The 26959-nt window shown below is 65.5% G+C and carries 22 protein-coding genes and 1 riboswitch; of the genes, 17 read left to right on the top strand and 5 right to left on the bottom strand.

All coding sequences use genetic code 11. From position 1 onward, the window contains the following. Nucleotide 1: 1 nt before the first annotated feature. On the bottom strand, nucleotides 2-1276 hold the full coding sequence (locus tag ACE3PH_RS00110; RefSeq protein ID WP_374315242.1) for a cytosine permease: 1275 nt from the start codon (nucleotides 1274-1276) through the stop codon (nucleotides 2-4). 75 nt (nucleotides 1277-1351) lie between these two features. Next, nucleotides 1352-1457, bottom strand: a riboswitch (TPP riboswitch). Nucleotides 1458-1464: 7 nt separating this feature from the next. Beyond that, nucleotides 1465-4134, bottom strand: a complete 2670-nt coding sequence (locus tag ACE3PH_RS00105) for an EAL domain-containing protein (RefSeq protein ID WP_374315239.1) — start codon at nucleotides 4132-4134, stop codon at nucleotides 1465-1467. Between the two features lie 104 nt (nucleotides 4135-4238). On the opposite strand from ACE3PH_RS00105, the gene ACE3PH_RS00100 reads away from it, so the two are divergent. Continuing rightward, the gene (locus ACE3PH_RS00100) at nucleotides 4239-5210 is read left to right on the top strand and encodes a D-2-hydroxyacid dehydrogenase (protein ID WP_374315236.1); all 972 of its coding nucleotides are present in this window, start codon (nucleotides 4239-4241) and stop codon (nucleotides 5208-5210) included. Nucleotides 5211-5222: 12 nt separating this feature from the next. Here ACE3PH_RS00100 and ACE3PH_RS00095 read toward each other — a convergent pair whose 3' ends face one another. After that, nucleotides 5223-6722 (bottom strand): MFS transporter, encoded by a 1500-nt coding sequence (locus tag ACE3PH_RS00095; protein WP_374315234.1) that lies wholly within the window; start codon nucleotides 6720-6722, stop codon nucleotides 5223-5225. A gap of 93 nt (nucleotides 6723-6815) precedes the next feature. Here ACE3PH_RS00095 and ACE3PH_RS00090 point away from each other — a divergent pair, with 93 nt between their 5' ends. Further along, on the top strand, nucleotides 6816-7736 hold the full coding sequence (locus ACE3PH_RS00090) for a LysR family transcriptional regulator (RefSeq protein WP_374315232.1): 921 nt from the start codon (nucleotides 6816-6818) through the stop codon (nucleotides 7734-7736). Nucleotides 7737-7833: 97 nt separating this feature from the next. Here ACE3PH_RS00090 and add read toward each other — a convergent pair whose 3' ends face one another. Beyond that, the gene (gene add / locus ACE3PH_RS00085; protein WP_374315230.1) at nucleotides 7834-8910 is read right to left on the bottom strand and encodes an adenosine deaminase; all 1077 of its coding nucleotides are present in this window, start codon (nucleotides 8908-8910) and stop codon (nucleotides 7834-7836) included. Between the two features lie 194 nt (nucleotides 8911-9104). Here add and ACE3PH_RS00080 point away from each other — a divergent pair, with 194 nt between their 5' ends. The 15 genes from ACE3PH_RS00080 (at nucleotide 9105) to ACE3PH_RS00010 (ending at nucleotide 26690) form a co-directional block, all read left to right on the top strand. Then, on the top strand, nucleotides 9105-10067 hold the full coding sequence (locus ACE3PH_RS00080) for a BMP family protein (protein ID WP_374316201.1): 963 nt from the start codon (nucleotides 9105-9107) through the stop codon (nucleotides 10065-10067). A gap of 36 nt (nucleotides 10068-10103) precedes the next feature. Further along, on the top strand, nucleotides 10104-11111 hold the full coding sequence (locus tag ACE3PH_RS00075) for a LacI family DNA-binding transcriptional regulator (RefSeq protein WP_374315228.1): 1008 nt from the start codon (nucleotides 10104-10106) through the stop codon (nucleotides 11109-11111). 7 nt (nucleotides 11112-11118) lie between these two features. Continuing rightward, nucleotides 11119-12684 (top strand): ABC transporter ATP-binding protein, encoded by a 1566-nt coding sequence (locus ACE3PH_RS00070; protein WP_374315226.1) that lies wholly within the window; start codon nucleotides 11119-11121, stop codon nucleotides 12682-12684. Then, nucleotides 12681-13832 (top strand): ABC transporter permease, encoded by a 1152-nt coding sequence (locus tag ACE3PH_RS00065; protein WP_374315224.1) that lies wholly within the window; start codon nucleotides 12681-12683, stop codon nucleotides 13830-13832. Before ACE3PH_RS00070 ends, ACE3PH_RS00065 begins: the two co-directional genes overlap by 4 nt. After that, nucleotides 13825-14775, top strand: a complete 951-nt coding sequence (locus tag ACE3PH_RS00060) for an ABC transporter permease (RefSeq protein ID WP_374315221.1) — start codon at nucleotides 13825-13827, stop codon at nucleotides 14773-14775. Before ACE3PH_RS00065 ends, ACE3PH_RS00060 begins: the two co-directional genes overlap by 8 nt. A 4-nt stretch (nucleotides 14776-14779) precedes the next feature. Next, nucleotides 14780-15202: a cytidine deaminase gene (cdd, locus tag ACE3PH_RS00055; RefSeq protein ID WP_374315219.1), complete on the top strand. Its 423-nt coding sequence runs from the start codon at nucleotides 14780-14782 to the stop codon at nucleotides 15200-15202. Next, a complete protein-coding gene (locus tag ACE3PH_RS00050; RefSeq protein WP_374315217.1) occupies nucleotides 15199-16002 on the top strand; it encodes a purine-nucleoside phosphorylase in 804 nt (267 codons plus the stop codon). The genes cdd and ACE3PH_RS00050 overlap by 4 nt, the downstream gene beginning before the upstream one ends. Before the next feature lie 13 nt (nucleotides 16003-16015). Next, a complete protein-coding gene (deoC, locus tag ACE3PH_RS00045) occupies nucleotides 16016-16798 on the top strand; it encodes a deoxyribose-phosphate aldolase (protein WP_374315215.1) in 783 nt (260 codons plus the stop codon). 8 nt (nucleotides 16799-16806) lie between these two features. Then, a complete protein-coding gene (deoA, locus tag ACE3PH_RS00040; RefSeq protein WP_374315212.1) occupies nucleotides 16807-18153 on the top strand; it encodes a thymidine phosphorylase in 1347 nt (448 codons plus the stop codon). A 1-nt stretch (nucleotide 18154) separates the two neighbouring features. Further along, the gene (locus tag ACE3PH_RS00035) at nucleotides 18155-19378 is read left to right on the top strand and encodes a phosphopentomutase (RefSeq protein WP_374315210.1); all 1224 of its coding nucleotides are present in this window, start codon (nucleotides 18155-18157) and stop codon (nucleotides 19376-19378) included. A 221-nt stretch (nucleotides 19379-19599) separates the two neighbouring features. Then, nucleotides 19600-20013, top strand: coding sequence for an ExbD/TolR family protein (locus tag ACE3PH_RS00030; protein WP_374315208.1), 414 nt, complete (start codon nucleotides 19600-19602; stop codon nucleotides 20011-20013). Beyond that, nucleotides 20013-20753 carry a TonB family protein gene (locus ACE3PH_RS00025; protein WP_374315206.1) on the top strand — a complete coding sequence of 247 codons (741 nt, stop codon included), beginning with the start codon at nucleotides 20013-20015 and terminating at the stop codon, nucleotides 20751-20753. The genes ACE3PH_RS00030 and ACE3PH_RS00025 overlap by 1 nt, the downstream gene beginning before the upstream one ends. Before the next feature lie 96 nt (nucleotides 20754-20849). Next, on the top strand, nucleotides 20850-23198 hold the full coding sequence (locus ACE3PH_RS00020) for a TonB-dependent receptor (RefSeq protein WP_374315204.1): 2349 nt from the start codon (nucleotides 20850-20852) through the stop codon (nucleotides 23196-23198). 29 nt (nucleotides 23199-23227) lie between these two features. Next, nucleotides 23228-23809 carry a MotA/TolQ/ExbB proton channel family protein gene (locus ACE3PH_RS00015; RefSeq protein ID WP_374315202.1) on the top strand — a complete coding sequence of 194 codons (582 nt, stop codon included), beginning with the start codon at nucleotides 23228-23230 and terminating at the stop codon, nucleotides 23807-23809. A gap of 16 nt (nucleotides 23810-23825) precedes the next feature. After that, nucleotides 23826-26690 carry a S1/P1 nuclease gene (locus ACE3PH_RS00010; RefSeq protein ID WP_374315200.1) on the top strand — a complete coding sequence of 955 codons (2865 nt, stop codon included), beginning with the start codon at nucleotides 23826-23828 and terminating at the stop codon, nucleotides 26688-26690. A 120-nt stretch (nucleotides 26691-26810) separates the two neighbouring features. Here ACE3PH_RS00010 and ACE3PH_RS00005 read toward each other — a convergent pair. Continuing rightward, the coding region (locus tag ACE3PH_RS00005) for a FlhC family transcriptional regulator (protein ID WP_374316199.1) at nucleotides 26811-26959 on the bottom strand (149 nt) is incomplete at its 5' end.

Raw genomic sequence — 26959 nt, 5'->3', positions numbered from 1 at the left:
ATCAGGCGCTGCGGCCGCGCACCAGGCGCCCCAGCACCAGGGTCAGCGCGAGGCTGGGCAAGGCCGAGCCCCAGGCCGGTGCGAGTTGGGCGCAGGCATGGAAGCAGGCAATGCCCAGCAACCACACCACAGCCGGGCCCCAGCGCACGCTGCGCGAGGCCGGCAGGCCTTCGGTCAGCTGCGAGATCACCACGCCAAACAGCGGCACGAAGATGGAGCTGAGCATCAGCAGGAAGGGCTCCAGGCTGTGCATGGGCAGCACCAGGGCGCAGCCCGTGGCCACCACGGCCAGGGCCATGCCGGCGGCGCGGATAGAGACGCGATCCGTCAGGAAGTTGGTCGACACGGCGCCGGAGTGCACATCGCCATAGGCGTTGTCAGCCTCGTCGACCAGGATCAGGCCCAGCGCGATCAGGCCGCCTTGGGCCAGCAACAGGGTGGCCACCAGGTCGGCGCCGGCCGGGGCCGTGCTGACCACCATCACCCCCAGCGTGTAGCACCAGATGTTGGCCACGGCATAGCCGATCCAGGTGCCGCGCAGGGCACTGCCGGTGTGGCGACCATAGCGGGCGTAGTCGGCCACCAGCGGCAGCCAGGACACGGGCATGGCGATCACCAGGTCGATGGCCGAGAGCATGCTCATCGAGCCATCACCGGGGCGCGACCACCAGGTGTCGAAGCCGACCGCGGCCACACGCGAGCCAAACTGCCAGCTCAGCCAGCACAGCGAGGCGATGATCAGCGGCAGGCCGGCGTGCTTGACGAAGCGGCGCACCAGCCCGGTCATCGAGCCGTTGGCCAGACCCAGCAGCAGCGCACCCCACACCAAGGTGGCGACGGTGGGCAGCCAGGCCGCCTTGAAGCCGAACAGCTCGCCGGCGATGGCGCTGGTGCCGTCGCGCATCACGACCAGCTCGAAGGCGGTCCAGCCCAGCAGTTGCAGCACATTGAGGCCCACGGGCAGCACGGCAAAGTGCTGGCCCAGGCTGCGGCCGATGAGGGCCGAGCTCGACAGGCCATGGCGGCAGCCGATGGCGGCGACCCAGGCCAGCAGCCCCGAACCCAGCAGGGAGCCGAGCACCACGGCCAGCAAGGCCTGCGGGGCGCTCAGCCCGGGCAGCAGGTAGGCGCCGACCTGGATGACCAGCAGGCCGACCCCCAGGCTGAACCACAGCGAGGCGTGGTCGGTGAAGCCGAAGGTGCGCTGCGCCGTCGGTACGACGGTGGTCGAGGAGACGGCCGTGTCCGGCGAGGAAGAATAAGAGGCTTGGGCCATGTGCTGCATTCCTGCAAGGTGATGGCAGGAACAGACGGCACAGGTCACCCGGGACCACGGGTCACGTGATCGGACGACATGTTCGCCATGCTTCCCTGCGCGAGGATGATCTCAATCAGGTTCAAAGGGACTCTCTCAGCCACCACCGGTGCGAACCGGGGTGGCACCCCTAGCGAGTGGCTGCCATTCTAGCGAGCCTGCGATACCTCTGCCGAGTCGCGCAACATGGCCCCGAAAGCCTCGGCCGGCACGGGGCGGCTGAACAGGTAACCCTGCACCTCGTCACACCCGGCTTGCCGCAGGAAGGCGAGTTGCTCCTCGGTCTCAACCCCTTCGGCAATGGTGGTGAGGTTGAGGCTGCGCGCCAGGCTGATCACCGCGGTCACGATGGCCTCGTCCTGTGGGTCGTGGTGGAGCCCACGCACGAAAGACTGGTCGATCTTGAGCTTGTCGACCTCGAAGCGCTTGAGGTAGCTCAGCGAGGAGTAGCCGGTGCCGAAGTCGTCCACCGAGAGCTGCACGCCCAGGGTCTTGAGCGAGGCGATGGTCGACACCGTGAAGTTGGAGTCCTCCATGGCCACGCTTTCGGTCAGTTCCAGCTCGACCAGGTGGGCGGGCAGGCCGCTGCGCTCGATGGCGTCCTGGATGGTGTCGCGCAGGCCGGGGTGGCGGAATTGCACCACCGAGAGGTTGACGGCCACCGGCACCACCGGTAGCCCATCGGCCAGCCAGCGGGCGTTTTGTTGCAAGGCCGTGTGGAGCACCCATTCGCCAATCTCGCGGATCACGCCCGACTCTTCGGCAATGGGAATGAAGCGGGCGGGCGACACCAGGCCGCGTTCAGGGTGCTGCCAGCGCACGAGGGCTTCCGCGCCGACGATCCGACCGGTGGCGATGTTGACTTGCGGCTGGTAGTGCAGCACCAGCTGGTCGCGTTCGACCGCGAAACGCAGGTCGCGCTCAATGGCCAGGGTCTCCCTCATGGAGTCCTGCAGCTCGCGCGAGAAGAAGCGGAAGGTGTTGCGGCCTTCGCGTTTGGCTTGCTGCAGGGCCGATTCGGCACCCTGGATCAGCTGGTTGAGGGTCGATCCATCTTCCGGGAACTGGGCGATGCCGATGCTGCCGGTCAGGCGGATTTCGTGCTCGCCCATGGCCATGGGTTCGGCCAGGCTGCTCATGAGGCGCAGGGCAATCGGCGTGATGTCGCGGGCGCTGGCGTTGGGCAGCAGGATGATGAAGTCATCACCCCCCAGGCGCGACACCGTGTCTTCCGGCTTGAGGGCCGATGCCAGACGGCGGGCCATCTCGATGAGCACCTGGTCGCCGGCCTCGTGCCCCAGTGACTCGTTGATCGAGCGGAAATGATCGAGGTTGAGCTGCATGACCACGACATGGGCATGGTGATGGCCTGCCGCGGCCAGGGCGATGGTGGCGCGGTCGTCCAGCAGCGCGCGGTTGGGCAGGTCGGTGAGGATGTCGTAGTTGGCCAGGTGCTGGATGCGCTCTTCGGCGGCCTTGCGGGCCGAGGTTTCGGTGCAGATGCCCAGGAATTGCCGCACCAGACCTTGCTGGTCCTTGATGGCGCTGATGGTCAGCCACTCGGGGTAGAGCTCGCCGGTCTTGCGGCGGTTCCAGATTTCGCCCTGCCAGCGTCCCTCTTCGCGCAGCTGGTCCCACATGGCGTCGTAGAAGTGCTTGTCGTGCTTGCCCGAGTGATGGACGCCCGGCGTGCGGCCGATGAGCTCGTCGAGCGTGTAGCCGGTGATGCGGGTGAAGGCCGGGTTGACCGAGATATAGCGCCCGTGGGCATCGGTGATGCAGATGCCTTCCTGGCTGGCGTCGAACACCGAGGCGATCAGGCGCAGGCGGTCTTCGGCCTGCCGGCGATCCGAGATGTCTTGCGCCATGATGATGCGGGCCGGGCGCCCCTGGTAATCGAAAGCGTGGCCGCTGATGTCGACCCAGAAGGTGGTGCCATCCCGGCGCAGATGCAGCCATTCGCCCGACCGCAGGTAGCTGGCTGGCGCCAGGCGTGCCCGCTCGACCGCAAGCTGCATGCGCAAGGCATCTTCAGGCCGGCGGATGTCAGCCAGCGTCATGCGCAGAAACTCATCGCGGCTGTAGCCATACGCGCTTTCCGCCGCCTTGTTGACCGACAGGAAGCGCAGGGTCTGCTGGTCGTAGATGTACATCGGCATCGGGTTGCTCTCGTACAGCTCGCGGTAGCGCTGCTCGGAGTCCGACAGGTTGATCTCGATCTGCTTGCGGTCGGTGATGTCCAGCCAGGTGCCGGTGATCTGGGTGGGATGCCCCTGTGCATCGCGCAACAGGATGACGGTGTCACTGATCCAGCGGTAACCCCCGTGGGCGTGCTGGAAGCGGTACTCGTTGGCAAGGCTGCCGGTGGCCATGAGGTCGCCTTGGGATGCGGCCACGCGCGCACGGTCATCCGTGTGGATGCGTTGCAGCCAGAAGTTGGGGTCAGCCTGCCAGGCAGCCAGGCCGAAGCCGGTGATCTGCTCCATCTTGTCGCTCACATAGTCGACCACGAAGCGCGTGCTGCCGGGCGCATCGGGCTTGAGTGAGTAGATGGCTGCTGGCGACACGCTCAGGATGGAGGCCAAGCGGTCGCGCTGGCGTTCGACTTCGGCCTGAAGCTGGCGCTGCTGCCGGGCTGCGCGTGCCACCAGCACGTAGATCAGGGCGGCGCTGAAGGCCACAAAGGCCATGCCCTTGATGGATTGCAGCAAGGTCCAGAGATCAGGCTGGTGGGTGAGCAGGTTCAGGGCATGGTCCGAGCCCCAGATCCAGACCAGCCCGAAAGCCAGAAACAGCACGACAATGCGCCAGGCATTCATGTCGGGGCGACCCTCTCCGCTGAATAATTTGTTTATCCGGACAGTGTGTCCCATGCCGCTCCACCTTGGCAACACTGCCGAAAACCCGATACCGTGAGATTTCCATGACCTGCTCCGACTCTTCTCTCCATCAGGTGGTGTTTCTCGATGCGGGTACCTTGCCCAGTGGTCTGCCCTTCGCGCCGGCGCAAAGGGCGCTGATCGACTACCGGGCCCACGACACCACCGCACCGTCCGAGGTAGCCGAGCGCGTGGCCGATGCCTGCATCGTGATCGTCAACAAGGTGAAGCTGGGCGAGGCCGAGATGGCGGCGGCGCCGTCGCTGCGTCGCATCTGCGTATCGGCAGCAGGCACCGACAACATCGACCTGCAAGCGGCGGCCGCGCGTCAGATCAGCGTCTTCAATGTGCCCGACTACGGCAGCGAGGCGGTGGCCGAGCACGCCATCGCCACCTTGTTCGCCCTGCGTCGGCAGTTGCTGAGCTATGCCGCGGCGGCGCGGGACGGGCGCTGGTCACAGTCGCCGGCGTTTTGCTGGCATGGCCCGGAGATCCGCAACCTGTCCGGCAGCCTGCTGGGTGTGGTGGGGCGTGGCCGCATCGGTCAGGCCACGGCGCGCATGGCGCAAGCGCTGGGCATGCGTGTGGTGTTTGCCCAGCGCGACGGCCGTGTGCCAGCGGCCGATGAGTGGCCGCTCGAGGCCCTGCTGGCGCAGGCTGATGCGGTCAGCCTGCACCTGCCCCTCACCCCGCAGACCCGTGGCTTGATGAACGCCGAGCGCCTGGCGCGCATGAAGCCCGATGCGGTGCTGATCAACACCGGCCGTGGTGCGGTGGTCGATGCGCAGGCCCTGGCCGATGCCTTGCGAGGGGGGCGTCTGGCGGGTGCAGCCATCGACGTGCTGGACGTCGAGCCGCCGCCACCCGGGCACCCCTTGCTGGCCACCGATGTGCCGGGGCTGCTGCTGACCCCGCATGTCGCCTGGGCCAGCCGCGAGGCACAGGCGCGCTTGGCGAGCCGCCTGGTGGACCTGGTGGTCGACGGGCTGGCAGCGCTGACCCCGCCTACCCCCTGATGCGCCAAGCACTCACTGCAGGGCGTTCTGGCACAGGATCAGGACACAGCCCAGGGCACAGGCCAGGGCCAGCATCAGGAAGCATTGCTGCGCGCTGATCAAGGCGGCCTGCTGATCGAGCAGGCGTGACAGCGTGCCCAGTCCGGCCGCCGAATCCACCAGGGCGGGGTCGGGCGCCATGCCGGCGAGCCCGCCTATCTGTCCGACCAGATCGGTGCGTGCCGTGGCCGAAACCTTGAGCCAGTACAGGTTGCCCACGCCAGCGCCCACCGCCAGGGCAAGCTGGCGCAGCACGTTTTTCAGCGCGTAGGCATGGGCGAAGTCCAGGTGCTGGAACTCCTTGAAGGTGAGGCCGGCCACCTGCACGGCCACCAGCACCGGAAACACGCCCTTGATGGCGAAGGCGGGCAGCAGGGTGCTCATCGGTGTCCCACCGGTGACGTGGTCTGACAGCCAGTACAGCGTGACGCCCATGACGGCAAAACCGGTGGCGATCACGTGGCGGCGGCTGCTGAGGAAGGGGGCCGCACGGAAGTAGATGGGCAGCAGCAAGGTGGCCGTCAGGCTGGCCGCCGTCATGATGTTGCCGGTGGTCTCGACGTTGAAGCCCTCGCCGGATTCGAGGTAGAGCGGCGTGAAGTAGTTGAGTGCGCCGGAGATCAGGTAGTAGAGGCCGTAGAAGGCCACCCCCATCACATAGCGGCGGCTGTTGATGCGGCGCAGGTCGAACCAGGGGTCGGGGTGGCGGTGCAGGTGCCAGGCCAAAAAGCCCAGTGCGGCCAGGCCACACAGCAGGCCCCAGAGCATGGACAGATCGAGCCAGTGGTAGTGCATGGCCTCGAAGGCATGGATGAGGCTGAGCGTGCCGATGATGAAGGCTGCTGCGGCCACCCAGTCCGCCTGCCCCAGGGAGCGGGGCTGGTGAACCTCGTCGGGCAGCACCCGCCAGCAGGCCAGCCACATGGCCCCGGCGTAGACGAGATGCAGCACGAACACGGCATGCCAGTCCCAGGCCTGGATCAGGTGGGTGCTCAGCCAGGGGGCCAGCGAGGTCGAGCCGATGATGCCGATCATGAAGCCCTTGAGCTGCGCCGGCCGCTGCCGGGCGGGGACGGCGGTTTGCACGAGCACCCGGGCCACCGTCATCAAGGGGCCGCCGCCCAGGCCCTGTATGACCCGGGCCACCAGCAGCATCTGGAAGGACTCGCTCAGGGCGGCCAGCAGCGACCCCGCCATGAAGACCACCAGACCCAGCATCAGCAAGGTGCGGTAGCGCAGGGCCCGGCTGAGTCGATCGAGAAACAGGATGGCGGTGGTGCCCGCTGCGGCATAGAGCGTGAACACCCACAGGAAATCTTCGGGCGCAGCCGAGACCCCGCCCCGCACATAGGCACTCGATACCGACACGGTGACGTTGGCGAGGAAATCGGCCCCGGCGCTCAAGCCCGCGACCAGGCCCAGTCGGGCCGGCAGCGGCGTGGGGGTATCAAGCGGGGCAGCGGTGGACGGCATGAGGCAGCAGCAGGGCAACAGCCTTCATGCTATGGATTGTTTTTGGTGTGAATAAGGGGGTATCGCGGGCTTGTTTGTTCCACAATTGGAACAATGGCCCAACTGGATGACCTCAAACTCTTTCTGGCGGTGGTGGACTGCGGCAGCTTCACGGCGGTCACCGAGCGGCTGGGTGTGCCGAAGTCCACCGTCAGCCGGGCGGTGGCGCGTCTGGAGGCCAGCCTGGGCAACCGCCTGGTCGAGCGCAGCACCCGCCACGTGCGGCTGACCGAAGCCGGCAAGCTGCTGCACGCACAAAGCGCACCCTTGCTGGGCCGGCTGGGTGAATTGCTGGATGGGGCCCGCCAGGACAGCGCAGCGCCTCAAGGTACCCTGAGGATCGCGGCGCCTTACGAGTTTGGCGTGCTGCGTCTGGGTGACATCCTCACCGCCTTGTTGAAGCAACACCCGGGGCTGCAGGCCGAAGTCGATCTGCTGTCGCGGGTGCCCGATACCCGGGCGCAAGACTACGACATTGTGTTCAGAGTCCAGACCGATGCGCTGCCTGACAGCGCCCAGGTGGCCCGGCGCATGTATGCCTTGCATCGGGGGCTGTACGCGGCGCCCGAGCTGGTGGCGCGGCTCGGTGCACCGCACCGTGTTGACGAGTTGACGGCCTGGCCCTGTCTGGTCAGCCCCGATGAGCCGATCTGGTCGTTTCAGGACGGACAGGGGCAGGTGCGCGAATGCGAGCCGCATGGCCCCTTGCGCTCGCAACACGCCGGGCTGCGCATGCGGGCTGCGCTGGCGGGGCTGGGGGCGACCTTGCTGTCGAGCACCATCTGCCGGGAGGAACTGGCCTCGGGGCGCCTCGTGCGGCTCTTGCCCGACTGGCAACCGGCCATGACCCGGGTCTACGCCCTGTTGCCCAGTCGACGCCACATGCCGGCCAAGGTGCGGGTGCTGCTGGACTGGCTGGCCCGCGAACTCAGCCAGCTCGATGTGGAAACCTTGCCGGGCGGACCGCGATCATGACGGTGCTCGATCATGGCCTGTCGGCTTGATCCGGTTTGGCGCAAGCGGGGCCGAAACTGGTGCACGAAAACGTTTGCGCGCACCAGAATAAAGCCGGTCATGCGGGGTGGCTGGCATCCCATTTCTGCATGGCCGCCAGCGCGCGGGCCCGCGCTTCGGCCGGCAGGAAGGACGCCTCGGCAGCGTGCCGCATCATCTGCGCCGCTTCATGGGCGGGCAGATCCAGGTGGGTGTAGAGGCGGTGCAGTTCTTCGGCCACCGACACGCCCGACATCAGACGGTTGTCGGTCGAGCATGACACCGACAGGCCCGCCTGCAGCATGCGGCGGATGGGGTGCTCAGCCAGAGAGGGCGCTGCACCGGTGTGCACATTGGAGGTGGAGCACACCTCGAAATGCAGGCCCAGTTCACGGGCCATGTCGACCCAGGCGGCGCTGACGTCGGGGTCGTCTGCCCGCATGATGTTGACCCCGTGGCCGATGCGTGTCGCGCCCATCGATGCGGCTTCGAGCACCCGCGAACCGACGTCGGCTTCACCGGCGTGGCAGGTCAGCCCCAGGCCTGCGTCGCGCGCCAGGCGGTAGGCTTCGTTGTGGAGTCGCGGCGGGAAACCGAATTCGGCACCTGCCAGGTCGAAGCCGACCACGCCCTGATCGCGGTAACGCGCGGCCAGCCGGGCGGCGCGCACGGAGGCTTGCGGACTGTCGGTGCGCATCGCGCAGATGATCAGGCCGCTGTCGAGCGCACTGCGGTGCAGCCCTTCCAGAATGGCTTCGATGACCGCTTCAGGGGCCATGCCATATGGCTCCAGCAACAGGGGAGCCATGCGGAATTCAGCCAGCACACAGCCGTCGTGGCGGGCGTCTTCGGCTGCCTCGAAGGCAACCTGTTCGCAGCCGGCTTCGGTGGCCATGGCTTGTACCGTCAGGCCGAAGCCCTGCAGGTAGCGCTCGAGGCTGCCGGAGTCGGCGTTGGCCAGCATCCAGGCCGCCAGATCGGCGGCGTTGTCAGCGGGAACGGCGATGTTGCGTGCACGACAGAGGTCCAGCAGGGTCTGCGGGCGCAGGCCGCCGTCAAGGTGTTCGTGCAGCAGGGCCTTGGGCATGTCATGCCATTGGTAGCCCGCTTGCGTGGCAGAAGACGTGGTGGGTGTCGATGGGAAGGTGGCGTTCATCTGGAATGTCCTGTCAGCCGGCTGAGGCCGGAAAGGTGGCGCAGGGCAGCACGTTTCGGGCCAGGGCGGCTGTCACGCAGCTGTCATCAAGCTGGCCCGCTTTCTGCTTAATATGTTGCTAGCAAACGTTTGCAATAGCAATATCGTCTCCTATTCCCCGAATTGGTGCTGACATGAAGAATGTGATGAGCTGCGTGAAACGCCTGGGCCTGATGGCTGGCCTGCTGGCCGCTGCCTCGGTGCAGGCTGCACAACCGGCCGTGATTTACGAACTCGGTGGCAAGTTCGACAAGTCGTTCAACGAGGCCGCCTATCGTGGCATGGAGCGCTGGAAAAAGGAAACCGGACAACCCTATCTGGAGTTCGAGATTGCCAACGAAACCCAGCGCGAACAGGCCCTGCGCCGCATGGCCGAGCGGGGTGCCAACCCGGTGCTGGCCATCGGCTTTTCGCAGGCCTCGGCTGTCAGCAAGGTTGCCAAGGACTTTCCAAAGCAGCGCTTCGTGCTGATCGACCAGGTGGTTGAGCAGCCCAATGTGCAGTCGGTGGTGTTCAAGGAGCAGGAGGGCAGCTTCCTGGTCGGCGCCCTGGCGGCCATGGCCAGCAAGTCTGGCAAGGTGGGCTTCATCGGTGGCATGGATGTGCCCCTGATCCGCAAGTTCCAGTGTGGCTATGAGCAGGGCGTCCGGCACATCAACCCGAAAGCCGAGATCCTGGCCAGCATGACCGGCACCACCGGCGCGGCGTGGAATGACCCGGCGCGTGGCGGCGAGTTGGCCAAGGCGCAGTTTGCGCGGGGCGTCGATGTGGTGTTTGCCGCAGCGGGTGCCACCGGTGTCGGGGTGTACCAGGCCGCCAAGGATGCTGGCAAGCTGGCCATTGGCGTCGACAGCAACCAGGACCACCTGCAGCCCGGCACCATGCTGACCTCGATGCTCAAGCGCGTTGACGTGGCGGTCTACCAGGCGCTCAAGAGCAGCCAGACCGGCGTGACCGTGCTGGGGCTGAAGGAAGGTGGGGTTGACTACGCACAGGATCAGTACAACGCCAAATTGCTGACCCCTGAGATGAAGAAACGGGTTGAAACCGTACGCGCAGATATCATCAGCGGCAAGCTGAAGGTTGCCAACTACGTTGTGGGTGGCGGCTGCAAGTGATGGCGAGATGATGTTGTTGCAGGCAGGGCAGGACGCATGAGTACGATCAAGGATGTGGCCGCACGCGCCGGGGTGTCGTTCACCACGGTCTCGCATGTGCTCAATGGCACCCGTCGCGTGAGCGACGAGGCCCGGGCGCGTGTGGAGCGGGCGGTGGCCGAGATGGGTTATGCGCCCAGTGCCGTGGCGCGCGCCCTGAAGACCAGCGAAACCTTCATCTTTGGTGTGCTGGTGCCCAATATCACCAACCCCTTCTTTGCCGAGCTCACACGCGGCATCGAAGACCGTTGTCGCCAGACCGACTACTCCGTCTTCCTGTGCAACTCGGACGACGAGCCGGACACCCAGTCTCGTTACCTGCAGACGCTGCTCGAGCGCCGCGTCGATGGTCTGCTGCTGGCTGCGGCCGCCGGTGAGGCCGATGTGCTCGTGAAGCGCCTGGCCACCACGCGGGTCCCCACGGTGGTGGTGGAGCGTCGCATTCCGGGCCTGGCCACCGATCTGGTGCGGGTTGACCACGATGCGGGCGCCCGGCTGGCCGTGGCCCACCTGGTGTCGCTTGGCCACCAGGCCATCGCTTGTCTGTCGGGTCCGTCCCGGTTCGAAGTGGCGCGTGAGCGCACGGCGGGCTGGGTGGCCGGCTTGCGCGAGGCGGGGCTCGACATCAAGCCCGAGTGGATGCTGGAAGGCGACTACAGCTCGTCGGCCGGCTACGACATGACCCGCAGCCTGCTGGAAAAGGGCGAAGTGACCGCCATCCTCGCCGGTAACGACCTGATGGCCTTCGGCGCCCTGCGTGCCGCGGCCGAGATGGGGGTGTCCGTGCCGCAGCAACTGTCGGTGCTGGGCTTTGACGGCATCGACATGGGCCAGTATGTGTACCCGGCGCTGACCTCGGTGGGCTATCCCATCCGCGAGTTGGGCGAAACCGCCGCCTCGGTGCTGCTGGAGCGGCTGGCGAACCCCGCAGGCGAGACCCGCGAAGTGGTGTTGCCACCGCAACTGGTGATGCGGGCATCGACCGGCCCGGTGCGGGGAAAGTGAGCGCAGCATGAACACGACCAGTCACATGCCGGCACCGCACGCGCCTTGGGCCGTGCGCATGCAGGGCATCGTCAAGCGTTTTGGCGCCGTGCAGGCCAATGCCGGTGTCGATCTGAGCGTGCAACGGGGCTCGGTGCACGCGCTGGTGGGTGAAAACGGCGCGGGCAAGAGCACCCTGATGTCGGTCCTTTATGGCTTTTATCAGGCTGAAGCCGGTCACATCGAGATCGATGGCCAGCCGGTGGAGATCGCCCATTCCCAACAGGCGATTGCCTTGGGCCTGGGCATGGTGCACCAGCACTTCATGCTGGTCGACACCTTGTCTGCGCTGGACAATGTGCTGCTGGGCAGCGAGACCGATCTGCGCCTGCGCCGCGCCGAGCAGACCGCCCGCGCCCGCCTGCAGACCCTGATGGACCAGTGCGGCCTGCATGTCGCCCTCGACAGCCTGGTGGCCGGCCTCTCGGTGGGCGATCGCCAGCGGCTCGAGATCCTCAAGGCGCTGTACCGCGGTGCCCGCATCCTGATCCTGGACGAACCGACCGCGGTGCTGACGCCCCAGGAGACACGGCAGCTGTTCGAGGTGCTCGACCGCCTGCGTGCGCAAGGCACCACCATCATCCTGATCACCCACAAGCTCAAGGAAGTGATGAGCCTGTGCGATGCCGTCACGGTCATGCGGGCAGGCCGGGTGGTGCATGAGTGCGCCATTGCCGACACCTCGGTCGAACAACTGGCCGAAGCCATGGTGGGCCGCAAGGTCAACCTGGGGCGCGGTGATGCGCCTGCCGTGGTGGGCGGCGAGGTCAGGCTGCGGGCCGAGGGCCTGCTGGTGCAGGACGCACTCGGTGTGGCGCGGCTCAAGGACGTGAGCCTCACCTTGCATGCCGGCGAGATCGTGGGTGTGGCCGGGGTGGCCGGCAATGGTCAGAGCGAGTTGCTGGCCGCGCTGTCTGGCCTGATCCAGCCCGTATCGGGGTCTTTGTCTTTGGGTGCGCAAACGTTTGGCTGCCGCAACGGGCAACGCTGGCTCGATCCCCGCACGGCGCGTGAACAGGGCCTGGCGCATGTGCCGGAAGACCGTCACGCGCGGGCCATGGTGATGGGCTTTCCGGCGTGGGAGTCAGCCGTGCTGGGCCATGAAGACCAGCAGGCCTACAGCACCCGCTGGGGCTGGATGCGCCGCAGCCGCATGCTGGCCGCCACGCGGGCCATGATGGCTCAGTTCGATGTGCGCCCTCAGGACCCCTTCCTGGGCAGCGCCAAGTTCTCTGGGGGCAACCAGCAAAAGCTGGTGCTGGCCCGCGAGATGGGCCAGAACCCGGCGGTCCTGCTGGTGGGGCAGCCCACCCGGGGTGTGGACATCGGGGCGATCGAGTTCATCCATGCCCGCCTGCGTGCCTTGCGCGATGCGGGGTGTGCGGTGCTGGTCGTCTCCAGTGAGTTGGATGAAATCCTGGCGCTGGCTGACCGCGTCATGGTGATGAATGCCGGCCGGATCACCGGTGAGCTGCCCATTGGTGACTGCGATGAAACCCGCCTGGGCCTGTTGATGAGCGAGACCGCAGCATGAAGTCCTGGTTCAAATCGAGTGGAACTGCTCCCCTGCCACGCTGGGCCGACGTTGCCCTGATGCCGGTGGTCAACCTGCTGGTCGCCCTTGTGGTGGCGGGCTGCGTGGTGGCGCTGGTGGGGCAGCACCCGTGGGAGGTGTTGGGCATGCTCGCACGGGGCGCCTTTGGCAGCGCGCGGGGCCTGTCCTACACCCTGTACTACACGACCAGCTTCATCTTCACCGGCCTGGCGGTGGCGGTCGCGTTCCACGCGGGCTTGTTCAACATCGGTGCCGAAGGGCAGGCCACGCTGGGTGGTCTGGGTACGGGGCTGGTTGCGCTGTGGCTGTCGCACAGCTTGCCCTCTGCCCTGTTGTGGCCGCTGATGCTGCTGGCCGGCTGTGCCTTTGGCATGGTGTGGGCGGCGGTACCGGGCTATCTGCAGGCCTACCGCGGCAGCCATGTGGTCATCACCACCATCATGTTCAACTTCCTGGCCAGCTCGCTGATGGTCTACCTGCTGGTGCACCACTTCAAGGTGGCCGATGGCATGGCCGTTGAAAGTGCGCCCTTCGGCGAGGCAGCGCACCTGAGCGGTATCCACCAGCTGCTGGCACAACTGGGTGTCGAGTGGCCCTCGTCTCCCCTGAACCTGAGCTTCGTGCTGGCGCTGGCCGCGGCGCTGGGCGTGTACCTGCTGCTGTGGCGCACGCGCCTGGGCTACCGTCTGCGTGCGATCGGTACCGGGCCAGGTGCGGCTGAATATGCGGGCATGTCACCCAGGCGCCTGACGGTGCTGGCGATGGCGCTCTCTGGTGCCCTGGCGGGCATGGTCGGCATGAACGAAATCGCTGGCGTCAACGACAAGCTCCTGCTGGACTTCGTGGCCGGTGCGGGCTTCACCGGCATTGCGGTGGCCGTGATGGGGCGCAACCATCCGGTGGGCATCGTCATGGCGAGCCTGCTGTTCGGGGCGCTGTTTCAGGGCGGCGCCGAAGTGAGTTTCGATGTGCCCGGCTTCACCCGCGACATGGTGGTGATGATGCAGGGCCTGATCGTGCTGGTATCGGGTGCCATGGCCCATGTGGTGTCGCAGCCGGTGGCCCGTCTGATCCATCTGCTGACGGCGCGGGCACCGTCTTCGGTGAAGGAGGTGCAGCATGGATGAACTCATGCTGGGCGCCATGCTGGCGTCTACCTTGCGGGTGGCGACCCCGCTGATCCTGTGTGCCCTGGCTGGTGTACTGTCCGAGCGTTCGGGCGTCATCGACATTGGCCTGGAAGGCAAGATGCTGGCTGCCGCCTGTGCGGCCGGTGCCGTGGGCGCCCTCTACGGTTCCACCACCTTGGCCTTGCTGGCAGCTGCTGGCGTGGCGGTGCTGCTGTCGCTGCTGCATGGCTATGCCTGTGTCAGCCACAAGGGCGACCAGGTGGTGTCCGGCATGGCGATCAACATCATCGCGGCCGGCCTGACCTCGGTGATCGCTGTGGCCTTGTTCCAGCAGGGCGGGCAGACGCCGCCGCTGCCTGATGCTGTGCGCCTGCGTGCCTGGTGGCCGGATGCCGCCGACCATGTGGGTGACCTGCTGGGCAATGGCCTGCTCAGTCACAACGCCATGGTCTACCTGGCGCTGCTGCTGGTGGTGGCCGTGTGGTGGCTGCTGCAGCGCACCACCCTGGGCCTGCGCCTGCGGGCGGTGGGCGAGAACCCGCACATGGTCGATGCGGCTGGCGTGTCCGTGCTGGGGCTGCGCTATGGTGCCCTTGTGCTCAACGGCCTGCTGTGCGGACTGGCTGGGGCTTACCTCGTCATGGCTCAAAACGCCTCCTTCTCGCCCAACATGACCGCCGGCCGAGGCTACATGGCGCTTGCTGCGATGATCTTTGGCAAGTGGCGACCGCTGCCAGCCTTCGCGGCCTGCCTGTTGTTCGGCTTCCTGGATGCCCTGGCCATCCGCCTGCAAGGCGCGGTGTGGCCGGTGATCGGCGAGGTGCCCGTGCAACTGATCCAGGCCCTGCCCTATCTGCTGACCGTGATCCTGCTGGCCGGCTTCATCGGCCGCACCGTGGCCCCGAAAGCGCTGGGCCAGCCTTACGTGAAGGAGCGTTGAACGCATGTCCGACATCATCGTGACCGAGTCCCTGCAAGTGGCTTTGTGGCAAGCAGCCAAGGCGGCTCAGGTTCAGGCCTACGCACCCTATTCGCGCTTTCTGGTGGGTGCGGCGGTGCTCGACGAGCATGGTCGCATCCACGCGGGCTGCAATGTCGAAAACGCAGCCTACCCGCAAGGCACCTGCGCCGAAGCAGGGGCGCTGAGCGCCATGATCCTGGCCGGCAGCCGCCGAGCCAAGGCCGTGATGGTGCTGGGTGAGGGCAGCGGGCTGGTCACCCCCTGCGGCGGGTGCCGTCAGAAGTTGCGCGAATTTGCCTCGCCGGATACCTTGATTTTCATTGCCAGCCCGCAGGAGGTGCGGACCTGGTTCACGCTGCAGCAACTGCTGCCTGAAAGCTTTGGCCCTGAGCATTTGACAACATGACAACAACGAAGACAGCCGTGCAATGGGTGCAGGAACGCGCACCCCAATACCGCCCACGGGTCGCCGTGGTGCTGGGCTCCGGATGGGGAGGGCTCACGACACACATCGAGCAACCGGTTCGCATCCCGTATGCCGAGCTCGAAGGCTTTCCGAAAGCTACGGTGCCCGGTCACCAGGGGGAACTGTGGCTGGGGCGCATCGGTGGCGTCGACGTGGCCGTGATGAGCGGTCGCAAGCACGCCTATGAAACCGGTGACGTGACCGGCATGCGTGTGCCGCTGGAAACCCTGCGCGAGCTGGGGTGCCGCATCGTGGTCCAGACCAATGCTGCGGGCAGCGTGCGTGCGGACATGCCGCCTGGCAGCCTGATGGTGCTGTCGGACCACATCAACCTCACGCAGCGCTCGCCCTTGATCGGTGAGGGCGGTGCCGAACGTTTCGTCAACCTCAGCGATGCCTACGATCCCGACCTGCGTGCCTTGGCCAAAGAGACAGCCGCGCAACTGGGCGTGCCGCTGCACGAAGGCGTTTACGTCTGGCTGATGGGCCCGCAGTTCGAGACGCCCGCCGAGATCCGCATGTTCCAGAAGCTCGGAGCCGACGCCGTCGGCATGAGCACCGTGCCGGAAACCATCCTGTCGCGCTACCTGGGCTTGCGGGTGGTGGCCCTGTCGCTCATGACGAACATGGCGGCCGGCCTGTCCGCCGAGTCCCTCAGCCACGCGCATACCCTCGCCCAGGCCAAAGCCAGTGGCGACACCGCCAGCACCCTGCTGGCTCGCTTCATTGCCCGACTCTGATCGGGACCGCACCATGACCGACGCCTTCGACCCGCGTACCGCTGCCCGGCTGGCCCTCGCCTGCCTGGACCTCACCACCCTCAACGATGCCGACACCGAAGCCGATGTGGCTCGCCTGTGCGCCCGCGCCAGTGGTCCGCATGGCCATGTCGCCGCTGTGTGCGTGTGGCCTCGTCTGGCCGCCTTCGCACGACGTGAGTTGCCCCCGGAAATCCGTGTGGCCGCCGTGGCCAACTTCCCGGATGGGTCGGGCGATGTCGCACGTGCGGTACGTGACACAGCCGCCATCGCGGAATCGGGCGCCCAGGAGGTGGACCTGGTGCTGCCCTATCGCCCACTGCAAGCTGGCGACGAAGCCACGGTGCGTGCGGTGCTGAGCGCGGTGCGCAAGGCCAGCGAGGGCCTGCTGCTGAAGGTGATCATCGAAACCGGTGAGTTCAGCGACCTGAACCTCATGGCCCGGGCGTGCTTCCTGAGCCTGGAAGCCGGTGCCGATTTCCTCAAGACCAGCACGGGCAAGACCAAGGTGAGCGCCACGCCGCAAGCCGCCAAGGTGTTGCTCGATGCCATCGCGACCGAGCCTGGCGCGGTGCATCGCGTGGGCTTCAAGCCATCCGGTGGCATCCGTACCGTGGCCGATGCCGCTACCTACCTGGCTCTGACCGCCGACGCACTGGGCCAGGGCGCCCTCAACCCGCGGCGCTTCCGCATCGGGGCCAGCAGCCTGCTCGACGACATCGAACGGGTACTGAGCGGGCAAACCTCGGCCGCCGCTGCACCGTCCGGCAGCTACTGAGCTCACGCATGACCGACGGAGACACCACGATGCTGCCGCAGGAAATCATCCGCCACAAGCGCGACGGCCAGGTGCTGACGCGCGCCGAAATCGACCATTTCGTCCATGGCCTCGTGCACGAACAAAGCTGGGGCGACGCCCAGGTTGGCTCCATGGCCATGGCCTGCTTCCTCAAGGGCCTGAACCAGGATGAAAAGGTTGCGCTGACGCTGGCGATGATGCGCTCCGGCGAGGTGCTGTCCTGGGCCGAAGCTCAGCTGCCCGGCCCCGTGCTCGACAAGCACTCCACCGGTGGCGTGGGTGACAAGGTCAGCCTGCCGCTGGCCCCCATCCTGGCTGCGTGTGGTGCGTATGTGCCCATGATCTCGGGGCGTGGTCTGGGTCACACGGGTGGCACGCTCGACAAGTTCGACAGCATCCCTGGCTACACCACCGCACCCAGCGTCGAGCACCTGCGTGTTGCCTTGCGCAGTGCAGGCTGTGCCATCGTCGGGCAGACGGCCCAACTGGCCCCGGCAGACCGGCGGCTCTATGCCATCCGCGACATCACGGCTACCGTGGAGTCCATTCCGCTGATCACGGCCAGCATCCTCTCGAAAAAGCTGGCGGCAGGTCTGCAGGGCCTGGTGATGGACGTGAAAACGGGCAATGGGGCGTTTGCCGCCGACCTGGGCATGGCCCGCGACCTGGCGCGTTCGCTGGTGGACGTGGCCGAGGGCGCAGGTTTGCCCACACGCGCCTGGATCACCGACATGAGCCAGGTGCTGGGCCACAGCTGTGGTCACAGCGTGGAAATGCTCGAAGCGGTGGCCCTGCTCAAAGGTGATCCGGGCGATGCCCGCCTGCTCGAAGTGACACGCACCCTGTGCGCTGAGCTGCTGTGCATTGGCGGGCTCAGCACCAGCCTGGACGAGGGCCTGAACCGCGTCGACGCCGTGCTGGCCAACGGCCAGGCACTGGAGCGCTTTGCCCGCATGGTCGCGGCTTTGGGCGGACCCACCGACTTTGTCGACCGTCCAGCGCACTACCTTGTGCCAGCCCCCGTGGTGCAACCGGTGCTGGCATCGCGTGCAGGCTGGGTCAGCGAGGTCGCTACCCGCGAAGTTGGCCTGATGCTGATCGAGATGGGGGGCGGGCGGCGTCTGTCGACGGACCGCATCGACCACCGTGTGGGGCTGAGCCAGGTGGCGCCGATTGGCCGCCGGGTCGAAGCCGGTGAGGTGCTGGCCATGGTGCACGCTGCAGACCGTGCGTCGGCCGATCTGGCCTGTTCCCGCCTGACGCAGTTCATAGGCTTGAGCGAACAGCCGGTGGCGCCGCAAGCGGTGCTCATCGAGCGTTGCGGAGGGGTGTGACATGGATCGCCGAGCGGTGGTGGTGGTGCTGGATTCGTTTGGCCTGGGCGCCACGCCCGATGCCGATCGCTATGGGGATGCGGGTGCCTGCACACTGGGCCATATCGCCGAGTGGTGCGTGCAACAGGGCGAGCCCTTGAACCTGCCGCATCTGTCGCGATTGGGGTTGCCTCAGGCCGCTCATGCGGCGTCGATGCGCTGGCCAGCCGGTCTGTTGGTGCGGGCGCACCCTGAGGGGGCTTACGGTGCGGCACGGGAAACCAGTCTGGGCAAGGACACGCCAAGCGGGCATTGGGAGCTGATGGGCTGTCCCGTGCCTTTTGACTGGGGCTACTTCCCGCGCGCAAGCCAGATGGGCGAGTCGGTCTTTCCGGCTGAACACCTGCGTCGCTGGCTGCAAGCCTGCGGTCTGGAGGGCTCCCTGGGCAACGAGCACGCCAGTGGCACCGAGATCATCGAGCGGCTGGGCGATGAGCACGTGCGCACCGGCTGGCCCATCTGCTACACCAGCAGCGACAGCGTGTTCCAGATCGCGGCCCATGAAGTGCATTTCGGGCTGGACCGGCTGTATGCCATCTGCGAGCAGGCTAAGGTCATTTTCGATGAACTCAACATCGCCCGCGTGATTGCCCGGCCGTTTGTCGATGCGCCGGCTGGTTCTTCGCAACGCTATCGCCGCACCGGCAACCGCCACGACTACACCACACCGCCACCCGGGCAGACCCTGCTGGATGTGCTGCAGGCGGCAGGTCGCGAGGTGCACGGCGTGGGCAAGATCCGTGACATCTTTGCAGGGCGCGGCATCACGCACCACCACGCCGCTGACGGCAATGAGGCGCTGAGCGAGGCGACCTTGGTGGCCTTGCAGCAATGTGCACCGGGCGGGCTGGTATTTGCCAATCTGGTCGATTTCGACATGCTGTACGGACACCGTCGCGATGTGGCCGGTTATGCACAAGCCCTGCGCGCTTTTGACGCGTTTTTGCCAACCTTGCTGACGGCATTGCGTGAGGGGGACTTGCTGGTGCTGAGTGCCGACCACGGGTGCGACCCGACCTGGCCGGGCAGCGACCACACCCGTGAACACGTGCCCGTGCTGTTTGGCGGCCCCGCCTGCCCGAGGGGCATCGACCTGGGTGTGCGCGGCTCTTTTGCCGACGTCGGGCAAACGTTGGCGCGCCATCTGGGTGTCCCGGATCTGCCCCACGGACAAGCAGCCTGGTGAGCGTCGATGCACCAAATGCAACGCCCTCGCACCACTTTGAGCGCCGACCGTTCCTTCATGCGCGCAATTTCGGTCAACCACGCCGAAAAAAGACTGATCTGGCGGTTTCTGCCGTCATGAAGCTGTAACAACATCTTGGCAAGCTCCTTGCTATGAACTAAGCAAACGTTTTCCATTGGCAACACGCAAACGTTTGCGCTACACATTCAACGGTATCCCTCATGCTGCATTTCGAAGAGACCCCGCCCCGCAAAGCCCGCATCGAGATCATCCCCATGATCGACGTGATGATGTTCCTGCTGATCTTCTTCGTGCTGATCAGTTTGAACGTGATCCCGGCATTCGGTCTCAAGACGGTGCTGCCCGACAGTTCGACCGCCAAGGCTGCCAGCAGCGATCAACCGCCCGTGGTGGTGTCCCTCGCAGCGGATGGCAGCGTGGCCCTGGACGGACAGAAGATGCCGATCGCCGACCTGGGTGCAGCAGCCAAGCAGGCGCATCAAAAAGACGCCCGCAAACGTTTTGTCGTGAGTGCCGACCACACCGTGCAATGGCAGGCCGTCGTCTCGGTGATGGACGCCTTGCGTGCCCAGGGCATCGACAGCGTGACGTTTGCGACCAAGCGAGTGCAGTGATGAAACGCGATTGGTTGTACCAGCAACGGGACCCGGCTGCCGCAGTCGGTGCCGTCCTGATCATGGGGGGCTTGTGGCTGGCGTGGCATCACATGCCCGCACGCAAAGCTTTGCCAGCGTTGTCTGACGACATGGTGGTGCGCATGGAAGAGCTCAATGAACCCATGCCCGTGGCCCCCCCCGCACCGCCAGCACCCGTGACCCCGGTGCAGCCAACCCCGAAGATGGCCCCGACCCCAACCCCGACCCCGGTTCAGAAGGCGCCGACCCCTACCCCGACACCGGTGGCCACGCCCACGCCTAGCCCGAGTCCCGCACCGGCACCGGCACCGTCGCCAGCCCCGGCCGTCGCGGCGGCCCCAGCTCACCCGGCTCCTGTGGTGGTCCCGGCGCCCGCACCGGCGCAGCCTCGCCCGGTGGCTTCGTCGCGCAACCTGGAAGACAAATACAGCGCCCAGGTCATCGCCTACCTGCACAGCATCAAGCGCTACCCGACCAGCCGCGATGCACGCCAGCTACGTCCGGCGGGCACCGTCACCTTGTGGCTGGAGATCGACCGCGCTGGCCAGCTGATGGACACCGGTGTCGAGTCCTCCTCCGGATCGATGGTGCTGGACCAGCAAGCCCTGCGCACGGTTCGATCCGGTCGTTACCCGGTCTTTCCTCAAGAGGCCTACCAAGGCCAGAACCAGCACCGCTTCCTCGTCCAGCTCGAATACGTTCCCCCAGAGGAATCCTGATCGAGTAGCGAATTAAACGCTTCCCATTCTCCCCTTTGCTTCTCTTCTCACTCGTTTTTCCACTACCAGCACAACCCCATTGAAGGCAGTAGCACCATGCGGACACACAAGCTCCACCCCGTGACCCTGGCGATGATCGCCATGCTGAGCACGACTTATGTTTACGCCGAAGAGACCACCGACCTAGGCAAGATCACCGTGACCGGCGAAGGCGACAAGCTCGGTACGGGTCTGATGATCGATGAAGACACGCCCAAGGCGAAGAGCACCGTCACCAAGGCCCAGCTGGACAAGACCCGCTCGAGTGCCAATGCCTTCCAGGATCTGAACCTGCTGCCCGGCGTGAACGCCACCAGCCAGGATGGCAGTGGCATGGCCGGCGGCAACCTGCGTGTGCGCGGCTTCAACAGCGACCAGATGGGCTTCACCATCGATGGGGCGCCGGTCAATGACTCGGGCAGCTTCGCCGTGTACCCGCAGGAGTTCACCGACAAGGAGAACATGTGCGAACTGTTTGTGACGCAGGGTTCCACCGACACCGAAGCACCCCACGTCGGGGCTTCTGGCGGCAACATTGGCATGACCACCTGTGGTGCAGAAAGCAAGGGGCGCTGGCGCTTTGCCCAGTCTCTGGGTGCGCTGGATTACCGCCGCACCTTCCTGCGTTACGACACGGGCAAGATCGGCAACTTCAAGGGCTACCTGTCCTACTCGAACTCGAAGGTCGACAAGTGGCGTGGTGAAGGCGTGAGCCAGCGCGAGCACATGGATGGCCGCGCCGAATACGACCTGGGCGGTGGTTCGAAGCTGTCGGCGGGCTTGATGGCCAACTACCTGATGAACCACCAGTACCGCGCCCTGTACCTCGACCAGGTCAAGAGCCTGGGCTACAACGCCGACTACTCCACCGTTCGCCCGACCCACCAAACGCCGGTCTCGGGCAGCGCCCAGACCGACACCCTGTCTGGCGACTACTACGACTACGAGCGCAACCCCTTCCAGAACGTGTTGCTGACCCTGAAGGCCAATCTGCAGCTCAGCGAAAAGACCCGCCTGGACATCGAGCCTTACTACTGGTACGGCTATGGCGGTACCACTTACCCGACCGTTGTCTCCGAATCGAGCAACGCCAGCTATGTGGGCGGCGGTGTGGCCGACATCAACGGTGACGGCGACGTCAGGGACAAGGTGGCCGTGCTGACCGGCAGCATGACCCGTACCGATCGTCCGGGTGTGAACGTCAAGATGACGCACTACATGGACAACCACAAGATCATGGGCGGCTTCTGGCTGGAGCAGGCTTATCACAAGCAGACGCGCCCGATTACCACGTTCTCGAATGATGGTCATACTGACTTCTGGTTGGACGACAACCTCCTGAAGTACCAGAATGGCAGCACCTACCAGGGTCGTAACTGGAAGACGATTTCGACCGGCAAGAGCGTCTTCGTGCAGGACACCATGGACCTGCTCGACAGCAAGATGCAGGTGACCCCGGCCATCAGCTATCGTGAAATCAAGCGCGATTTCACCAATACAGCCAATGTCGGCACGGCCTCGGCTTCTGCCACGTCCAGCAGGGGCTATGGCTACGCAGACTACCGCATCACGCGCACCTACCAGGAAGTGTTGCCTGGGGTGTCCGGCACCTACCAGTTCAATGAAGCTGTTCAGGGCTTTGCAGGCGTCAGCACCAACTTCCGCGCGCCCGGCAACTACGACTACGGCAACCTGGTGAAGACCTACAGTGGCACGGTGGCGACCAGCCTCTACCCGGTGACGGTCAAGCCTGAAACCTCGACCAACATCGACATCGGCACCCGCTTCCGTGGCGACTGGTACAAGGCCTCGCTGACGGCCTTCTACGTGGCCTTCAAGGACCGCATTGCCGCCAGCTACGACCCGGACACTGGCATCACCCACGACTGGAACGTCGGCAGCTCCACCATCAAGGGTCTGGAACTCGAAGGCGGCACCGCCCCGTACAAGGGCTTCAGCGTGTATGGCTCCTTGAGCTACACGAAGTCCACGCTGGACGAGAACATGCCCTCCAGCACCGGCTACTACGACACCAAGGGCAAGATCTTCCCGGACACACCGGAGTGGATGGCGTCTGCCTCGGTGCAGTGGGCCAGCGGGCCTTACATGATCAACCTGGCTGCCAAGTACACCGGCCGCCGCTATCTGACGCTGGAAAACGATGTGGACATCGGTGGCTACACCCTGGTCGACCTGAACGCCGCCTGGAAGCTGCCGCTCAGCTCTTCATGGGGATTCAAGAACCCGGTGCTGCGCCTGAACGTGTCCAACCTGCTGGATCGCAAGTACCTGATCGCCAACTCGGGTAGCGGCTCCAACGTCACCATCAATGACACCGTGGGTTCGCCCAAGGTCTACACCGGCGCACCGCGCTTTGCCAGCATGACCTTCCAGGTCGACTTCTGATCCCGCATCGCACTCAGGAATCTCTCACCATGAATCTCAATCTTCTCCATGAAATCGTCCTGGGTGCGATGGCGGCGCTGTTCGCCATCGCGGTGGCGGTGATCATCGAACGCTTCATCTATTACACCTATGTCGAGCGCGCCCGCAAGCGCCTGCTTGATGTGATGAGCAAGGGCGACAAGCTGGCCCTGCAAGCTGAAGTCGAAGACTCCAGCGCGCCGCACGCCCGCATCATGGCGGGGGTGGTGGCGCTCAAGGGCACGGTCGACAAGGAAGCTTTCGACAACAAGGTGCAGGCGCTCTACCTCACGCAGCAGCCCGCCGTGAAACGCCTGCTGTGGCTGATCGACACCACCATCACCCTGTCGCCCCTGCTGGGGCTGCTGGGCACCATCCTCGGCATCATCGACACCTTCAGCGCCCTGGCGTCGCATGGCGTGTCCGATCCGCAGGCGGTCAGTGGCGGCATCAGTACGGCCTTGTTTGCGACGGCGGCCGGTATCGGCATTGCCGTGTTCTGCCTGATCTTTCACAACTACTTCAATGAGCGTGTCGAGCGTGTCAACGAGCAGTTGAAGGTGATGGCGCTGGAACAGGCCGCAGCGGCCTGAACGCAGGAGCACAGACGTGAAGTTGCTACGCACATGCATCGTTGGCGCCTTGGCCGTGAGCCTGGCGCCATCGGTGGCCTGGGCCTGGGGTGCGGAAGGGCACCAGGCCGTGGGGGCGATCGCCGATCGCCTGTTGGAAGGGACACGGGCCGGCCAGATGGTCAAACAGACCCTGGCTGGACAGAACCTGGAGACGGTCGCGGTTTGGGCCGACTGCGTGAAGGGCACCACGTCCAGTGATGGGGAAAACTTCAGCTATCACGCTGATATCGGACGGTTCCCCGAATGCGCGCCGTTTGAAACCCCCGAGCAGCGCGAGCGCATCATCGCCTTTGTGAAGGCGAACTGGGCGCAATGCGGCGTGGTCAATGGCAATGAGCATTGCCACAACCAGTATCACTACACCGACGTCGCCATCCAGCGGCAGCGGTATGACCGACGCTTTGCCGGCACCAGCGACCACGATGTGGTGCATGCGATATCGGCCACCATCGATGTACTGCAGGGCAAGCCAGCGCCCAGTCCCTTCAAGATTGCCGATCAGCGCGAGGCTTTGACCCTGCTGGCCCACTACATCGGAGACCTGCATCAGCCCTTGCACGTGGAATCGGTCTACCTGGACGAGCACGGCGAGAAATATGATCCCGATGCGCGTGGCTACAAGAAGCAGACCGACACGGCGGGTGGCAACCTCGTTTACGTGGGCCGCAAGAAGATGCACTCCCTGTGGGATGGCATTCCCGATCGGCTCTCTACCAAGGGGGACAGCTTTGCCGACACCGTTCAGCGGGCTCGCCTGGTTGGCGTCAGCCCCGGCACCGTGCAAAGCTGGTCCACGCAGTGGGCCAATGAGGTGATCCTGTCCGGTCAGTCGGCATTTGCCGATCTGAAATTCGGCCCCCACACCTACGAGCCACCGCCGTCGTCGAGCACGCCGACGGCCCTGAAGCCCAAGTCGACCATGGCAGCCCTGGAGTTCACGCCCAAGGACAAGCCGCAGCAGATGCAGAACACGACCATGTGGGATGCGTTCGGCGTGGACGACGACTATGTACGCAAGGCCGATGAACTGAAGCAGGCGGAAATCGCCCTGGCTGGTGCCCGTCTGGCGCAGGTGCTGCAGGCCATCTGGCCCGATGCGCCGCAGGCTGCCACCACACCGCGCACCATCCCCTTGCGGCTGATCGTGTTCAATGATTTCCACGGCAACCTGGAGTCCGGCAACCTCAGCCTGCCCTTTGCCGATCCGCTGCTGGCCACACCCAGCGAGCGCGTGCCCGTCGGGGGCATGGCCGCCCTGTCGGGCATGGTCAAGCTGCTGCGCATCGGCATGCCCTACAGCCTGACCTTGTCCAGCGGAGATCTGTTCGGTGCCTCGCCACTCGTGTCCACGCTGTACCGGCACGAGACCACCGTCATGCAGATGAACCAGCTGGAGCTGGATGCCTCTGTGGTGGGCAACCATGAGTTCGACGCGGGTCTTGACGAGTTGCTGCGTCTCAAGAAGGGCGGCTGCGCTGCCACCGTGCCTGACGCACTGGCCACCTCCTGCGCGATCAAGCCTTATGATGGCATGCAGTTTGATCTGCTCGGCGCGAACGTCCACAAGGACGGCGAGACCAAATCGGTGCTCGACCCGGTCATGGTCAAGAAGGTGGAGGGCATCCCCGTGGCCTTCATTGGCGTGGTCACCAAGGAAACACCCAGCATGGTGCTGCCTTCAGGCGTCAAGGGCCTGAAGTTCGATGACGAGGTCGAGGTGCTCAACCGCACCGCAGCCCAGCTCAAGCGGCACGGCATCAAGGCCATCGTGGCCATGGTGCATGAGGGGGGGGAAGTCGGTACCCAGGCCCATCCGGTCGACTGGAATGACACACGCTGTGATCAGGCCCGAGGACGTGTTTTCGATATCGCCAGGCAGGTCTCGCCCGACGTCGACGTGCTGCTGACGGCGCATACCCACCAGGGCTACCGCTGTCTGGTGGATGGCCGGCTGGTGATTCAAGGCACCTCGTTCGGGCGGGGGCTCTCGGTGGTGGACCTGGCGCTGGACCCCTCTACGGGTGACATCGACCGTGCGCAGACCACCAGCATCAACCTGCCCGTGGTCAACGAGCGCACGACGGCCTTGCAGCGTGCCCAGCTGGCCCGTTTGCTGCCGCCGGCCTTCAGCCCCATCGTGCGTCAGTCGCGCCCGGATGAGGCTGTGGCCAAACAGGTGGCAGGTTACGCCCAGCAGATCGCGCCCAAGGCCAACCGCGAGGTGGCCCGCATCGGTGCGGTCTTCGAGAAGGGTTCCAGTCGGGGTGACCACGCGATGGGTCGCCTGATTGCCGATGCCCAACTCGCGGCCGCCCGCGCGGCCCTGCCGGGCGAGTCAGTGCAACTGGCCTTCATGAACGACGGTGGCGTGCGATCCGATCTGCGCTGCGCCAACGGGCAACCGCCCTGCGTGGTGACTTTTGGCCAGCTGTTTGCGGCACAGCCTTTCAGCAACGACCTGGTGGTCATGAGCCTCACGGGGGCCCAGATCAAGGCCGTGCTGGAGCAGCAGCAAAAGCCGGGCATGACATCGCCTTACTTCTTGCAGCCGTCGGCGGGGCTGACTTACGAGTGGCATGAGCAGTCCCCCATCGGCCAGCGTGTGGCTGCGGTCACGGTCCATGGCCAGCCGCTGGATGCCAAGGCGACGTACCGGGTGGTGGTCAACACCTTCCTGTCGCAAGGTGGCGATGGCTTCGACGTGCTGCTCAAGGGCACGGACCGCCACAGCGCCGGCAATGACCTCGATGCCCTACTGGCCTACCTGAAGCCGGGTCTGGACGACCCGGCCAAGGCGGCCATGCCCACCGCCGAGTCGCGCGGGCGGGTGATGCCCTGAGCACCTCGCCAGCCGCCCGTGCCCAAAAAAAAGCGGGCCCCGAAGGGCCCGTTTCAAAGCACTGGCTGGTGCTGCTAGGAGAATCAAACCATACCGATCCAGGAGCGCCCCCAGGGGCGCTCAATGCATTTGCAAGCCACCCGAAGCCTTGCCCTTGCCGGCGCGAGCCGGCGGGTTGCACAGGCCACAGACATAGTGGCGCGAGATTTCATGCGGGTGGCTCACGAAGTGGCCGCCGCACTTGGAGCACTTGGTCATCGTCAGCATGC

The sequence above is a fragment of the Aquabacterium sp. genome, from assembly GCF_041909175.1.
In the GTDB taxonomy this organism is placed as follows: Bacteria; Pseudomonadota; Gammaproteobacteria; order Burkholderiales; family Burkholderiaceae_C; genus Aquabacterium.
Note: the sequence above shows the minus strand (reverse complement) of the source record. Positions and strands in the feature narration are given on the sequence as shown.